12 protein-coding genes are annotated in these 15,391 nt (G+C 67.1%); all 12 read left to right on the top strand.

What is annotated here, in order from left to right; all coding sequences use genetic code 11:
• Position 1: 1 nt before the first annotated feature.
• The 12 genes from J2X54_RS08660 to J2X54_RS08715 all read left to right on the top strand — a co-directional run bounded on the left by J2X54_RS08660 (position 2) and on the right by J2X54_RS08715 (position 15,161).
• Positions 2–1,714, top strand: coding sequence for a GspE/PulE family protein (locus tag J2X54_RS08660; RefSeq protein WP_070251835.1), 1,713 nt, complete (start codon positions 2–4; stop codon positions 1,712–1,714).
• Entirely contained in the window at positions 1,714–2,916 is a 1,203-nt protein-coding gene (locus J2X54_RS08665) for a type II secretion system F family protein (protein WP_310179814.1), read from the top strand. The genes J2X54_RS08660 and J2X54_RS08665 overlap by 1 nt, the downstream gene beginning before the upstream one ends.
• A 7-nt stretch (positions 2,917–2,923) precedes the next feature.
• Positions 2,924–4,510: a hypothetical protein gene (locus tag J2X54_RS08670; protein WP_310179816.1), complete on the top strand. Its 1,587-nt coding sequence runs from the start codon at positions 2,924–2,926 to the stop codon at positions 4,508–4,510.
• Positions 4,507–5,247 (top strand): hypothetical protein, encoded by a 741-nt coding sequence (locus J2X54_RS08675; protein ID WP_310179817.1) that lies wholly within the window; start codon positions 4,507–4,509, stop codon positions 5,245–5,247. The genes J2X54_RS08670 and J2X54_RS08675 overlap by 4 nt, the downstream gene beginning before the upstream one ends.
• Positions 5,244–5,975, top strand: a complete 732-nt coding sequence (locus J2X54_RS08680; RefSeq protein ID WP_310179818.1) for a hypothetical protein — start codon at positions 5,244–5,246, stop codon at positions 5,973–5,975. Before J2X54_RS08675 ends, J2X54_RS08680 begins: the two co-directional genes overlap by 4 nt.
• 65 nt (positions 5,976–6,040) lie before the next feature.
• Positions 6,041–6,805: a hypothetical protein gene (locus tag J2X54_RS08685; RefSeq protein WP_310179819.1), complete on the top strand. Its 765-nt coding sequence runs from the start codon at positions 6,041–6,043 to the stop codon at positions 6,803–6,805.
• Positions 6,806–6,810: 5 nt separating this feature from the next.
• Positions 6,811–7,533: a prepilin-type N-terminal cleavage/methylation domain-containing protein gene (locus tag J2X54_RS08690; RefSeq protein WP_070251853.1), complete on the top strand. Its 723-nt coding sequence runs from the start codon at positions 6,811–6,813 to the stop codon at positions 7,531–7,533.
• Entirely contained in the window at positions 7,530–8,303 is a 774-nt protein-coding gene (locus tag J2X54_RS08695) for an ABC transporter permease (RefSeq protein WP_310179820.1), read from the top strand. Before J2X54_RS08690 ends, J2X54_RS08695 begins: the two co-directional genes overlap by 4 nt.
• Entirely contained in the window at positions 8,303–9,031 is a 729-nt protein-coding gene (locus J2X54_RS08700) for a hypothetical protein (RefSeq protein ID WP_310179821.1), read from the top strand. The genes J2X54_RS08695 and J2X54_RS08700 overlap by 1 nt, the downstream gene beginning before the upstream one ends.
• A 56-nt stretch (positions 9,032–9,087) precedes the next feature.
• Positions 9,088–9,666, top strand: a complete 579-nt coding sequence (locus J2X54_RS08705; RefSeq protein WP_310179823.1) for a prepilin-type N-terminal cleavage/methylation domain-containing protein — start codon at positions 9,088–9,090, stop codon at positions 9,664–9,666.
• 9 nt (positions 9,667–9,675) lie between these two features.
• Positions 9,676–14,247, top strand: coding sequence for a PAS domain-containing protein (locus J2X54_RS08710; protein WP_310179825.1), 4,572 nt, complete (start codon positions 9,676–9,678; stop codon positions 14,245–14,247).
• Positions 14,244–15,161: a diguanylate cyclase domain-containing protein gene (locus J2X54_RS08715; RefSeq protein WP_310179826.1), complete on the top strand. Its 918-nt coding sequence runs from the start codon at positions 14,244–14,246 to the stop codon at positions 15,159–15,161. Before J2X54_RS08710 ends, J2X54_RS08715 begins: the two co-directional genes overlap by 4 nt.
• Positions 15,162–15,391: the final 230 nt, after the last annotated feature.

A 15,391-nucleotide genomic window follows, 5' to 3' on the forward strand; every position in this document is an offset into this window, starting at 1 on the left:
CATGGCAGAACAAGCAAAACTCCCGCTCGGCAAGCTGCTGATCCAGAAAGGCGTGATCAGCGAAGACCAGTTGCGCATCGCGCTGATCGAGCAAAAGCGCAGCAACGAGCCGCTCGGCAAACTGCTGATCACGCTCGGCTTCGTCACCGAAGCGACGGTGCGCATGGCGCTGTCGGAAAACCTCAACCAGCAAAGCGCTGACCTGACCAGCCTGGTGGTGGACGCCATCGCGTTAAAGCTGATTCCGAAGGAAGTGGCCAAGCGCTACCGGGTGTTCCCGATCGTCTACGAGCGGCAGACGGACAACCTGATCCTGGCCATGTCCGACACCAGCAACATCGTCGCACTCGACCAGATCAGCGCCATGCTGGTCAAGGGCATCACGATCACGCCGCTGCTGGTCAACGAATCAGACATCTCGCGCGCGATCGACCAGTATTACGGTTTCGAGCTGTCGATCGACGGCATCCTGCACGAGATCGAAACCGGTGAAGTGAACTACGCCAGCATGGGTTCCACGTCCGACGAATACAGCCAGCCGATGGTGCGCCTGATCGACGCGATCCTGGCCGACGCCGTGCAGAACAGCGCGTCGGATTTGCACTTCGAGCCGGAGCAGTCGTTCCTGCGCATCCGCTACCGTATCGACGGCATCCTGCGCCAGATCCGCAGCCTGCACAAATCGTACTGGCCAGCCATGGCCGTGCGGCTGAAGGTGATGTCGAACATGAACATCGCAGAAACGCGCGCGCCGCAGGACGGCCGCATCTCGATCAAGTTTTCGGGCCGGCAGATCGATTTCCGCGCCTCGGCCCAGCCGACCACGCACGGCGAAAATTTTGTCTTGCGCGTACTCGACCGCCAGAAAGGCATCGTGCCGCTGGACGGCCTGGGCCTCGGCGAAGCGGAACTGAGCCTGCTGAAGCTGATGATCGCCCGGCCCGACGGCGTGATCCTGGTGACCGGCCCCACCGGCTCGGGCAAGACCACCACGCTGTACTCGATCCTCAACCACATCAACACCGAGAGCGTCAACATCATGACGCTGGAAGACCCGGTCGAGTACCCGATGAACATGATCCGCCAGACGTCGGTGAACGAATCGGCCAAGATGGGTTTTGCCGAAGGCATCCGCTCGATGATGCGGCAAGACCCGGATATCATCCTGGTCGGCGAGATCCGCGACCAGGAAACCGCCGAGATGGCGTTTGCCGCCGCCATGACCGGCCACCAGGTGTATTCCACGCTGCACACCAACTCGGCCATCGGCGCGATTCCACGACTGCTCGACATCGGCGTGCTGCCCGACATCATGTCCGGCAACATCATCGGCATCATCGCCCAGCGCCTGGTGCGCAAGCTGTGCCCGCATTGCCGCGAGGCGCACACAGCCGACGACGTCGAGCGCCAGCTGCTCGGCCTGGCCGACGACGCGCCGCCGCAAACGCTGTACCGCGCGGTCGGCTGCGAGCGCTGCGCGCACCAGGGCTACAAGGGAAGGATCGCCATCATCGAACTGCTGAAAATGACGCCGGCGTTGGATGAACTGGTGGCGCGGCGCGTGTCGTCGCGCGAGCTGAAGACGGCGGCAGCGGCCGGCGGCTTCCACAGCCTGATCGACGACGGCGTGCGCCGCGTACTCGAAGGCGTGACCACGCTCGAGGAAGTGGGCCGCGTGGTCGATCTGACCGAGCGCCTGGGGAGGCTGCACTGATGCCCCAGTATATTTACCGCGCCATGAACACCGCCGGCCAGATCCAGCCCGGCAATATGGATGCATCGAACGAGCCGGACCTGGAACTGCGCCTGCACCGCATGGGCCTGGACCTGATCGACTGCCGCGTGTCGCGCGCGCGCGTGATGGCGCTCAAACGCGTGATCACACGGCGCGACCTGATCAACTTCTGCTTCCACATGGAGCAGCTGACCGGCGCCGGCGTGCCGATCCTCGAAGGCTTGAACGACCTGCGCGAGAGCATCGACCATCCGCGCTTTCGCGAGATGATCACGGGCCTGATCGAGAATATCGAAGGCGGCCTGCAACTGTCGGCCGCCATGGCCGCGTACCCGGAAGTGTTCGACCACACGTTTACCAGCCTGGTGATGGCGGGCGAGCAAAGCGGCAAGCTGACCGAGGTGTTCAAGAACCTGTCGGAAAGCCTGAAGTGGCAGGACGAGCTGGCGTCGCAGACAAAAAAGATCGTGATGTACCCGGCAGCGGTGGGCCTGTTCGTCACCGGCGTGACGTTCTTCCTGATGATCTACCTGGTGCCGCAGCTGACCAGTTTTGTCAAAAACATGGGCAACACCCTGCCGCTGCACACCAAGGCGCTGATCTGGGTGTCCGGCATCTTCATCGATTACTGGTACGTGATCGTGGCGCTGCCGGTCTTCGCTTACGTCGGCCTGCGCGCATGGCTCGGCCACAGCGAGCAGGCGCGCTTTGTCGCCGATGGTTTCAAGTTGCGGGTGTGGCTGATCGGCCCGGTGCTGCACAAGATCATGCTGGCGCGCTTTGCCACGTTCTTTGCGATGATGTACGCGTCGGGCATTTCCATCCTCGAATGCCTGCGGCTGTCGGAGGGCATCGTCGGCAACCGCGTGGTGGCCGCCGGCCTGCGCCGCGCCGGCCAGCTGATTTCCGAGGGCCAGGGCATCACGGCCGCTTTCCAGCATACCGGCATCTTTCCGCCGCTGGTGATCCGCATGCTCAAGGTGGGCGAGACCACCGGCGCGCTCGACGGCGCGCTGCGCAACGTCGCCTACTTCTACAACCGCGAAGTGAAGGAAATGATCGAGAAGGTGCAATCGATGATAGAGCCGGCCATGACCGTGATCCTGGGCCTGATGGTGGGCTGGATCATGTTGTCCGTGATGGGCCCGATATACGACACGATCAGCAAGATCCAGACCTGAGGCTCCCGTGCTGAACCGACATGTACTCTATCTGAGCAACGATACCCTCACCGCCTGGCGCTGGGAGCGCGGCCGCCTGTTGGGCGGCGCCAGCTTTACCAGCGACAGCGCCGGCGTGGATGACCTGCTCGATCACCTCGATCACCAGCGCCAGGTGCCGGTGCTGCTGCTGACCGACCTGATCGAAGAAGATTTTCAACGCGTGCACCTGCCGCACGTGGGCGGGCGCGCGGGCGCCAAACTCACGCAGCGCCGTCTGCTGCAGCAATACCGCGAAACGCCGTTCCGCCACCACGAGGTGCAGGGCCGCGAGCCGGACGGCCGCCGCGACGACATCGTGCTGCTCTCCGCGCTGACCAATCCGGCCATGGTGCTGCCTTGGGTGGAGGCGCTCGAACAAGAACGCATTCCGCTCGCTGGCCTGTATTCGACCACCTTGCTGAGCGAGTACCTGGTCAACAAGCTCGGCTTGCTCGACGAGCACCTGTTGCTGGTGACCCAGCAATCGGCGGGCTGGCGCCAGAGCTATTTCCAGCGCGGCCAGCTGAAATTCTCGCGCCTGACGCCGGCCATCGACCGCGATGGCGACGCCATCAACGTCGGCGCCGAGGCCGCCAAGACCCAGCAGTTTTTGACCAGCGTACGGCTGCTGGCGCGTGGCAGCGTGCTCGAAACTGTGATCATCGCGCCGGCCGGCCAGTTGCCGGCCCTGGAAATGCAATGCGCGGACGGTCCTGAAACCGCGTTCCGCTTCCTGCCGCTGGCGCAGGTGACTGACCGGCTGGGGGTGAGCGCGGCCGTTGGCGACGCTGCCGGCGCGCTGGCCGACACCATGCTGCTGGCCCTGCTGGCCACTACTCAGCCGGCCAGTCACTACACGCTGGGGCCGCTGCGCCGCTACTTCCAGCTATGGCGCGCGCGCCGCAACCTGTACCTCGCGGCCGGCGCCGTGGCCGGCATCGCCGCGTGCGCGGTCGGCCTCAACCTGTGGCAGGCGTGGGACGCGCGCGCCGACAGCGAGCGCCTGGCGCAGGAAGCGCGCCAGTTCGACCGCCGCTACAACGAGGTAATGGCCGCCATGCCGCCGCGCGTGACGTCCACCGCCAATATGCGCGCGGCAGTCAATGTCGAGCGCATGCTGGTCGTGCAGGGACCATCGCCTTGGCAGATGGTGTCCATGGTAAGCGCGGCACTGGAGCAGTCGCCGCAAATCCGCCTGCTGCAACTGGGCTGGAAGGTCGATCTGCCGGGCCAGCCGCCGACAGGCGCACCGGTGCTGGCCAACGGCAGTGCTGGTGGCACTGGTACGGCAGCGGCCACGCCGATGTCGTCGCTGCTGGCCGGCATCCCGGCGCGGCCACCGCAATCGCTCTCGATCGAGGCGGAAATTTTGTCGCCCGAAGATGATTACCGCAATGCCGTCAACACCATGAACCGGTTTGCCCGACAGCTGGCGGCCAACCCGCGCCTGCTGGTGCAGGTGGACAAGCCACCACTCGACACCCGGCCCACCGTGCGCCTTGACGGCAAGGCCGGCACGACAGCGGCGCCTACCCGCGCCAGATTTACCCTGAACCTGGTATGGAAGCCATGAATCCCAATCCTGCCGCCCTGTCCCCAAAAAAGCCTGCGAACACCATCGCCCTGCCGTACTGGATCGCCGAGTTCGCCCAGATACGCACCGCCGGGCTGGCCGCGCTGGCGGCCGTCATCATCGGCGCCACGCTGGTGGCGGTCACTGCCGCCCAGCGCCACGACGCCGACGCCGACCTGCAACACGCCACCCGCCTGCGCGACACCGCCCACTCGCGCTATGCCCACGTCGACAGCGAAAAACGCGACATCCGCAATTTCCAGCGACGCTACCTGGAACTGCGCCAGCGCGGGCTGATCGGCGAGGAGCGGCGCCTGGAATGGGTCGACGCGATCCGCCAGGTGCAGGAGGAACTGCAATTGCCGCCGCTGAGCTACCAGATCGAACCGCAGCAACCGGTGCGGCTGGAAGCGGCGATGGACCTGGGCGACTACCAGCTGCGCGGCAGCCGCATGCGCCTGCACATGGAACTGCTGCACGAGATGGACTTGTTCGACTTCCTCGGCGGGCTGCATGGCCGCGGCTTTTTCGCCGCGCAGGATTGTTCGCTCAAGCGGCTGGCGGCAGTTGGCGGTGGCCAGGCCAACCCAGCCGGTGCAGGTGGCGCAAGTGGTGCCGGTGCTGCGGGCGGCAACCTGGGCGTCGATTGCACGCTCAACTGGATCACCATGGCGCCCAACGCCGGCGCCATCACCTCCGCACCATCGGTGGCGCTGGCGACCGGGAGGCGGCCATGAAACGGCTACTGCTGTCGCTGCCGCTGCTCGCCTTGTGCGCGGCGCACGCCCAGCCGCAGCTGGGCCGGCTGTTCAATACACCGCAAGAACGCCAGGCCATCGACGCCAGCCGCAACCGGCCGGCCGGCGCCGGGGCCGGGATCGGCTTTCAGCAGAGCGCGCCGGGTAGCGCTGGCGCACTGGCGCCGGCCATGTCGCTGGCCGAGGCGCAAAGAGCTGGGGCAATGCAGCCAAGCACGACGCCGGCCATGCCCGCGGGGATGCAAGCGGCGATGCCAGCCGCGCAGGCGATGCCTCAGGGAACTCGCCCCGGGTTCGCGCCCGACGTTGTGCCCGCGTTGCCGCCCAATCTGCCGCCCGGCATGCAAGCCGAGATGATGGCCATGGCGCGCACCAGCCGCGAACTCGCGCCTACCTCGCAGCAGCAGCAGCAGCAGCAGCCGATCCCAACGCAAATGCCGATGCCGATGCCCGGTTCGGCGCCGGCAGCGGCAGCGACAACCGAGACCGTCCCCGAACAGCTGACCATGAACGGCGTCCTGCGCAGCAGCAATGGCCGCAGCACGGTCTGGCTCAACAACGTGCCGCAGCGCGGCGCCGCCAACAAGTTCAGCAACCGCGACAGCAAGGCGGTCACGGTCACCCTGCCGTCGGGCCGGCGCATCGTGCTGCAACCGGGCCAGCGCTACGACCTGGCCGACGGCCGCGTGAAAGACGTCAGCCAATGACGCCACCCCAGCCATCCCGGCCAGCGCCGCCATGCTGCCTGCCCCGCGCACGGCAGCCGTTGACAGTGCACCAGCGACCGGCGGCACGGCATCAGGTGACGCTGCGCCAGGCGCCGCTGGCACGCCAGCGCGGCGCGGCTCTGCTGCTGTTGCTGCTGGTGCTGGGCCTCGGCGCGTCGTCGTTCCTGATCAGCATGTTCAGCCAGCCCAAGGGCGACCTGCATCGCCAGGCGCTCACGCGCGCTGCGCTGGCCGATGCGCGCGAAGCACTGCTCGGCTACGCGGTGCTGCACCGCCGGCTGCCGCGGCCGGCGCAGTCGGCGCTGGACGGGCGTGAACGCGGCCAGCCATGCACCGACGATGCCGCCTGCACCGGCTGGCTGCCGTGGACCACGCTGGGCCTCACGCCCGGCGATGGCTGGAACAAGCTGCTGCGCTACAGCGTCTCGCCCGAGTTCACCGATAACAAGCTCGCGCGCGCGCCCGAGGCCACCAAGACCCTGCTCGACCGCAGCGGCGACGGCGGCATCTTCTACCGCGTGGGCTCGGCCAACTGCGTGGTGGACGACCGCTGCGCGGCAGCCGTGATCCTGTCCAGCGGTCGCCACCTGGGCACCAGCCTGGCCGGCATCGAGCAGGCCGGCGCGGTCACCGACAACCTCGACGAACAGGCCAATGCCGAAGCCGTACGCGACTTCATGGCGCGCGCCGCCACCGACGATGTGCGCAGCGCCGGCGGCAGCTTCAGCAACGAACTCGGCTGGGTGCCGCTGCGCCTGATCCGCGAGCGCCTGCGCGCCACCGCCCCCGTCAAAAAAACACTGCAATAATGCCCATGCCATTCCACTCCCGATTAAGCCAGCAGCGCCGCCAGTCCGGCTTCACCATCGTCGAAATCGCCATCGTGCTGCTGGTGGTCGGCCTGCTGATCGGCGGACTGGTGGCACCGCTGTCGTCGCAACTCGAACAGCGCCGCGTGGCCGATACCCGGCGCGTGATGGAAGACGCGCGCGAAGCGCTGTTCGGCTTTGCGCTGCGCAACGGCTACCTGCCATGTCCCGCCATCTCCGCCATCGACGGCCGCGAAGACCGCGCCGGCAGCCTTTGCAACAAACGCTATGGCTACCTGCCCTGGGCCACGCTGGGCGTGTCGCGCCTGGACGGCTGGGGCCGGGTACTGGCCTATTCCGTCACGCCCTCGTTTGCCGACAGCGTCAGCTTTTTCACTTTGAGTTCGCCGCGCGACATCACGGTGGCCACGCGCGGCATGGACGGCCAGATCATCCCGGCCTCCGACGCCAACGACATCCCGGCCGTGATCGTGTCGTTCGGCCGCAACGGCTACGGCGCCACCAGCGACCAGAACACCCGGCTGCTCGACGCCGGCCTGGGCAATATCGACGAGAAAACCAACCTCGGCGGTGAAGGCGTGGCGTTCGTCACGCGCCCGGCCAGTACCGATCCGCGCGCGCCCGGCGGCGAATACGACGACGTGGTGCTGTGGCTGTCGCCCAACATCCTGTTCAACCGCATGGTCGCGGCGCAAAAGCTGCCATGATGCATTTATCGATGGCGTCGACGATCGCCCGCTACACCCTGCTCGAAGCGCTGCGCAACCGCCTGCTGTGGCTGTTGATCGCGGCCGCGCTCGGCGCCGTGGGACTGGCCGGCTTTTTGCAGGAACTGGCGCTGACCGAAAGCCATCAATTGCAGGCAGCCCTGCTGGGCGCCGTGCTGCGGCTGGCCAGCGTGTTCCTGGTCGCCACGTTCGTGATCACCAGCATGGTGCGCGAAGCCAACGACAAGGGGCTCGAATTGCTGCTGGCCCTGCCGATGCCGCGCGCCGTGTACCTGGCCGGCAAGCTGGCCGGCTTTGGCGCCCTGGCGGTGCTGCCGGCGCTGCTGTTCGGCGCCCTGGCGCTGGCCCTGGCGCCGCCGGACCAGGCCGCCTTATGGGCGTTTTCGCTGCTGTGCGAGTGCTGGATCGTGGCCGCCTTCAGCCTGCTGTGCGTGCTGACCTTGCAGCAGGTGCTGCCGGCGCTGGCGGCAGCCACGGCGTTCTACCTGGTGGCGCGCGCCATCGGCGCGCTGCAACTGATGAAGCAGTCCGGCGCTGCTGCCGACAACCTGGGCCAGCAGGTGCTGGGCGGCGGCCTCGATTTGCTGGCCCTGCTGCTGCCGCACCTCGACCAGTTCACCCGCAGCGACTGGCTGGTGTACCACGGCGGCAGCGGCGCCGACCTGCTGGCGGTCGCGGTCCAGACCGCGCTGTACGTGGCGCTGATGGCCGGCGCCGGCTTGTTCGACCTCTACCGCAAGCAGATCTGATGACTGCCGTCCAGAAACCGGTCAAGGCGGTGCCGCGCGGCGTGTGGCTGCTGCTGGTGCTGGCCCTGCTGTTGCAGGTGGCTTGGCAGACCAGCCGTCCGTCTGAAACAGCCCGGGCGCAGGCACTGCCGTCGGCGCCATCAAGGCAGGCCTTGCAACTGGCGGCGCTGGGTGAGCCGGTGGCGCTGGCGCGGCTGACCATGCTGTATGTGCAGGGGTTCGACGAGCAGGCGGGCGTGAGCGTGTCCTGGCGTGAACTCGACTATCCCACCGTGATCGGCTGGCTGCAACGCGTGCTCGAGCTCGACCCGCGCGGCCAGTCGCCGCTGCTCGCTGCCAGCCAGGTGTACGGCGCCGTCGGCGACCCCGTGCGCACGCGGCTGATGCTCGATTTTGTCCACGCCCGCTTTGCCGAAGACCCCGACCGGCGCTGGCCGTGGCTGGCCCACGCCGCGCTGGTGGCAAAACACCGGTTGCACGACCTGCCGCTGGCGCGCGCGTACGCGCACGACATCCGCCTGCACGCCACCGGCGCCAGGGTGCCGGCCTGGGCGCGGCAGCTGGAAATTTTCATCCTCGAAGACATGAACGAGCTCGATGGCGCACGGGCGCTGGTTGGCGGCCTGCTCGACAGCGGCCAGGTCACCGATCCGCGTGAGCTGAAATTCCTGTCCGAACGCCTGCAACAACTGACTCAGCAGCAACAGAACCATTCCACCGGGCGCTAGCGCTGCGGTAATATAGCGATCGAACCACAGCGTTTGAAATACTGAAAGGAACTACCATGCGCGCGCCCCGTCCATCTCCCCTTATTTCGCGGCAAGCCGGCTTCACGCTGGTGGAAATCGCCATCGTGCTGGTCATCATCGGCCTGCTGCTCGGCGGCGTGCTCAAGGGGCAGAGCCTGATCGACAGCGCCCGGGTCAAAAATATCATCCAGCAATCGACGTCGCTGACGTCGGCAGTCAACGCCTACCAGGACAAGTTCCGCGCCCTGCCCGGCGACGACGTGCAGGGCACCACCCACGCGCCGGGCGCCACCGGCAATGGCAATGGCGACGGCCAGATCGCCGAATACCTGCTGGCGCCGCAACACCTGGCGCTGGCCGGCTTCATCACCGGGTCGTTCAACGGCACTACCGACTTCATGACCAGCGCCCAGGGCGGCGCGGTGTACATCTACAACGACGCCGTCGGTGGACGCGGCGGCAACGGCGTGCGCCTCGACAACCTGCCGGACAGCTTCGCCGAGCAGATCGACAGCAAGCTCGACGACGGCAAGTTCGACACCGGCTCGGTTCGCGCCACCGCTCCCTATACCAATAACGGCAGCGTGATCCAGCGCACCGCCGTCTTCTTCTAGCGCCAGCCAGTGCCGGAAAACTCCCGCCTGCCGTCGATCCGCGCGCAGATCGCCCTGCTGGTCCTGGCCTGCGCGCTGCCGACCACGATCGGCTTCGGCGCGGTGGTGCAACAGTTCTACAGCCGCGAGCGCGACACCCTGATGGAAGACACGCGCAAGGCCGCGCGCATGGTGGCTGCCGCCATCGACCGCGACCTGGTGCAAAGCCAGGGCGCGGCCCAGGCGCTGGCGATCTCTCCCAGCATCCGCAGCGACGACATGGCGACGTTGCGCCTGCAGGCCGGCGGCCTGCTGGGGCCGCATTTCCCGGCGTCGCAATTTTTGCTCAGCGACAGCACCGGCCAGGTCACCATGCACGTCGGCGCGCCGCTTCCCGACACGTTTAATTCAATCAACAACGCCAGCCGCCTGGCGCCGCTGTATCACACGGCGCGGGCGCAACTGTCGGTCGTGTACGTGGCTGGCAGCGCGCTGCTGGCGGTCGATGTGCCGGTGTTCGTGGACAACCAGGTGGTGTATGCGCTGACCGCCCTGCTCAAGCCGGACCAGCTCGACAAGATCCTGCGCGACGAGCGCATCAAGCCGCACCAGATCATGGCCTTGTACGACGGCGAAGGCCGGCTGGTGGCGCAGGCGGGTGGACCGCGCCAGTTGCTGGGGCAAATGGCCGACGCGGCCCTGCGCGCACGCTTCCAGCAAACCCCGGACGCCCTGTTTGCCACCACCGACACCGAAGGCAATGCCATCTACCGCGGCTACAGCCGCTCACCGGTGAGCGGCGCCACCGTGGTCATGTCCACGCCGCAGGCCAAGGCGCTGGAAGAGCTGCTGCGCGCGGTCACCAATATCTCGCTGACCATGGGCCTGGTGCTGCTGGCCGGCTTTTCGCTGGCATGGCTGGTAGGCGGGCGCATTGCACGCTCGGTACGGGCCCTGGTGGGACCGGCCGAGGCGCTGGCCGCCGGCCGCCCGTTCACGCTCGAACCGATGGCCTTCCGCGAGGCCGGTGCCGTGGCGCAAGCGTTCAACGCGCTGGAAATCGATCTGAAAGCGCACCGCCACGGCCTGGAACAACTGGTCAGCGAACGCACCGAGCAACTGGAGCGCTCGCGCAGCCAGCTCGAAACCCTGTACGCGACCGCGCCGGTGGGCCTGAGCTATGTCGATAACGAGCTGCGGGTGATCCGCGTCAACGATTTCCTGGCGCGGCTGACCGGTGAGCCGGTCGTCGCCCATATCGGCCGCCACATCGGCGACATGATCCACGATCCGGCCCTGCGCCGCAGCATCCTGGCCGACTACCGCACCGTGCTCGACACCGGGCGGGCGCTGGTCGGCGCCGAGCGCTCGGGCACCGCCGGCGCCGGCGCCGATCCGCGTACCGGGCCGGTGCAGCACTGGGTAGCCAGCTATTACCCGCAATTCGGCGCGGGCGGGCTGGTGACGGCAATCACCGGGCTGCTGCTCGACGTCACCGACCAGAAACGCATCGCTGCCGAATTGCAGCGCTCGCGCCAGTTGTTGAGCTCGGTGGTGGAAAACATGCCGGCCATGATCTTCCTCAAGCGCGCCTCGGACCTGCGCTACGAGATGGTCAACCGCTACGGCGCGGTGCTGTCCGGGCGCACCAGCGGCGAAGAGTTCGTGGGCAAGACCGACCTCGACTTCTATCCGCCCGAGCTGGCCGCGCTGTACAACCAGGCCGACCGTGCGGTGCTGGCCTCCAATGCCAACGAAATTACCGAAATCGCCGAGGAACCGATCGTCAACGCCGGCGGCGTCACCCGTTACCTCACCACGCGCAAGGTCGCGCTGCGCAACGAGCATGGCGCGGCCACGCACGTGCTGGGACTGGCGATGGATATCACCGAGCGCAAGCAGGTCAAGGAAACCCTGCGCGCCACCGTCGAACAACTGGGCAAGAGCGAGCACTTCCTGCGCACCCTCACCGACAGCCTGCCCGGCATGGTGGCCTACTGGGACGCCGGCCTGCGCTGCCGCTTCGCCAACCGCTCCTTCCTCGACTGGTACGGCATGGACGAGGCGCAGATGCTGGGCGCCTTCATGCCCGACGTCATAAGCGCGCCGGAATACGCCGGCAACGCGCGGTACGTCAAGGGCGCGCTGGACGGCGAGCCGCAGGGCTTTGCCGGCGAACTACGCTGGCCATCGGGCAAGGTCAGCTACACCTGGGTCAACTATATCCCCGACGTGGGCGAGTTCGGCGAGGTGCGCGGCTTCCTGGTGCTGGCGTCGGACGTGACCGCCTTGAAGGAAACCGAGCTGCACCTGCAGGAAGTCAATGACGAACTGGTGCTGGCGCGCGACCGCGCCGAGGCCGCCAGCCGCGCGAAAAGCGAGTTCCTGGCCAATATGAGCCACGAAATCCGCACGCCAATGAACGCCATCATCGGCCTGGCCCGGCTGTTGCAGGAAGCGCAGCTGGCGCAGCGCGAGCGTGGCTACCTCGACAAGATCCAGGTCGCCACCCAATCCCTGCTGGGGCTGGTAAACGACGTGCTGGAACTGTCGCGCGTGGAAGCGGGCCAGTTGCAGCTCGAACATGCGCCGTTCCAGCTGCGCCACATCCTCGACAGCATCAGCGTGCTGATCAGCGGCAGCGCCGCCGACAAGGGCATCGAACTGGTGTACGACATCGACCCGCACCTGCCCAACGAGCTGGCCGGCGACCCGATGCGCCTGCAGCAGGTGCTGCTGAACCTGCTCAGCAACGCCATCAAGTTTACCGCCGCCGGCGAAGTGGTGCTGTCGGTACGCGCCAGCATCGGCGGCGCTGCCCCAGCTGAAGCGGACCTGCCGGCCAACTGCGCCATCCTGGTGGAGTTTTCGGTGCGCGATACCGGCATCGGCATTCCGGCCGAACAGCAGGAGCACATCTTCGACGCCTTCTCCCAGGCCGACAGCAGCACCAGCCGCAGGTTCGGCGGCGTGGGCCTGGGCCTGGCGATCTGCCGCCAGCTCGCCGACATGATGGGCGGCGCGGTCGCTGTGCGCAGCGAACCGGGCCAGGGCGCCGAGTTCCTGTTCACCTGCCCGCTCGAATGCACGGCGCCGCCGCGTGCGCCCGAGGTGCCGGCCGCCGTCGAGGGCCTGGCCGTGCTGGTGGCCGACGACAACCCCGGCGTGCGCCGCGCGCTGGCCGCCGCCTGCGCCTGGCTGGGCTGGCAGGCCGACGGCGCCGCCGACGCCGCCGACGCCAGCGCCATGCTGGCCCAGGGCCGCGAGGACGGCCATCCATACGAATTGCTGCTGCTCGACCGCGACCTGCCGGGCCTCGACGCCGGCTTGCCGGCGACGCTGGCAAGCGCATTGCTGCCAGGAACCATCCTGCCCCCCATACTGCTGATGGTGTCCGAACACGAAGCGGCTACGGTGTTGCAGGACATGGAAGGCAGCGGCGTGGCCGGCGTGCTGTCCAAGCCGGTCAGTCCGCAGCGCCTGCTCGAACGGGTGCGCGGGCTGCTGGCCGGCGACCACGGCGACGGCGCCACCGCCACCGCGCCGCCGTCGCCGCTGCACGGGCGGCTGGCCGGCTTGCGCATCCTGCTGGTGGAAGACAACGAGATCAACCAGGAAGTGGCGCAATACATCCTGCTGCACGCCGGCGCCAGCGTTACCATGGTGAGCAACGGCCAACTGGCGCTGGACCAGCTGCTGGGCGGCGCGGACCGCTACGACGTGGTGCTGATGGACGTGCAAATGCCGGTCATGAACGGCTACGACGCCACCACCGCGCTGCGCGCCGCCGGCCTGACGCTGCCGGTGATCGCCATGACCGCCAACGTCATGGAAGAAGACCGCCAGCGCGCTGCCGAGGCCGGCATGGATGCCCACGTCGCCAAACCGGTCGACGTCGAAATCCTGATTGCCATGTTGCGCAACCTGGCGCCGCACGCGTTGGCGCCATCGGCGCCCGCCGCCAGCACGCCGCTGCCAGTGCCGGCACAGGCCACTTACACGCTGCCAGCCGACCTGCCGGGCATCGATCTCGACACCGCGCTGGCGCGCATGGGCGGCAACTACGATGCGCTGGCCGGGCTGCTCAAGCGCTTCGAGCGCGCCCATGGCGACACGGTGCTGGAAGTGCGCGCGGCGATCGGCGAGGGCAAGCGCCAGCCGGCCGCGCAGGCGCTGCACAAGTTGCGCGGTGTGGCCGCCAACCTGGGCGCCACCGAGGTGGCGCGCCTGGCCGCCGTTGCCGAGATCGCCTTGCAGCTTGACCACCCCGAGATTGCGCTGCACACCGCGCTCGACCAGCTGGCGCTGGCGCTGGACGCAGTGGTGGCCGGAGCCCGCAGTCTGAATATAGACGAAAGAAACGTTCCCACTGACAACATCAACCAGGATGAATTGCTACAAAAGCTGGCGGTGCTGCAAAGTTTGCTTCAGAATAACAACTTGAAGGCCTTGGACTACTTCAAGGAATTAAAGCCGGCCCTCGCCGGCGTGGAACCTGCAGCACGTCTGGCCGAGGCTGTCGACAGCCTGGACTTCGACGCCGCCGCCCGGATCATGGACGAGGTGACACAAGCAATGAAGCAGCGAAAGGATAGTGCATGAGCTGGACCAACCTGGCCCGGAATGGACGGATACTGGTGGTCGACGACGCCATGGAAAACGTTCAGATCCTGCACCAAGCGCTGCGCGACGAGCACGAGGTGCTGTTCGCGCTGTCCGGCGACAAGGCGATCGAGGTGGCGCTCGCGCAGCAGCCCGACCTGATCCTGCTCGACGCCGTCATGCCCGGCATGGATGGTTACGCCGTGTGCGCTGCGCTGGACGCGTCGCCGCGGCTGCAGGACATTCCGGTGATTTTCGTCACCGCGCTGAGCCAGCCGGAAGACGAAACCCGGGCGCTGGAAGCGGGGGCGGTCGACTTCATCAGCAAGCCGTTCAACGTGGCCGTGGTACGGGCGCGGGTACGCAGCCAGCTCACCATCAAGCGCCAGGCCGACGCCATGCGCGAGCTGAGCATGACCGACGGGTTGACCGGCGTGGCCAACCGCCGCCATTTCAACGACCGCCTGGAATCGGAATGGCGCCGCTGCGCGCGCGCCAACCTGCCGCTGTCGCTGATCATGATCGACATCGACCATTTCAAGTTGTACAACGACCACTACGGCCACCAGGCCGGCGACCTGTGCCTGCAACAGATCAGCGCCGCCATGAAGCGCTGCGCCGCCCGCCCGCAGGATTTACTGGCCCGCTACGGCGGCGAAGAATTCATCCTGCTGCTGCCGCAGGAAGGCCCGGAAGGCGCCGAAGTGGTGGCGCAGCGCATCCAGGAAGAAGTGCGCAAGCTGGCGGTCCTCCACGCAGCCTCGCCGACCGCTGCCAAGGTCACCATCAGCATGGGCCTGGCAACCGCCATGCCACCGCTGGACCGCCAGGACGCCAACGCCCTGATCCGCAACGCCGACGCCCACCTCTACCAGGCCAAACAAACCGGCCGCAACCGCTACCACCGCGACTAACCCTCGGGGTCAACGACTAACCCTCGGGGTCAGACTAACCCTCGGGGTCAGTGCCGACATTCGGACATTTTTGAACTTAATCGCGCGGTGGCGGTCATCGTAATGACGGGTTCGTGTCCAAATGTCGGCACTGACCCTAATGCCGCTAAGTTAAGCTTTCTTAGTTAGTCGTTTCTCTGGATATCGCTGCGCCACCGCTTTAACGACCCGGTCGAATTTCCGGCCGGGTC

It is taken from the genome of Duganella sp. 3397, assembly GCF_031456625.1.
GTDB classification, from domain to species: domain Bacteria; phylum Pseudomonadota; class Gammaproteobacteria; order Burkholderiales; family Burkholderiaceae_D; genus Rugamonas; species Rugamonas phyllosphaerae.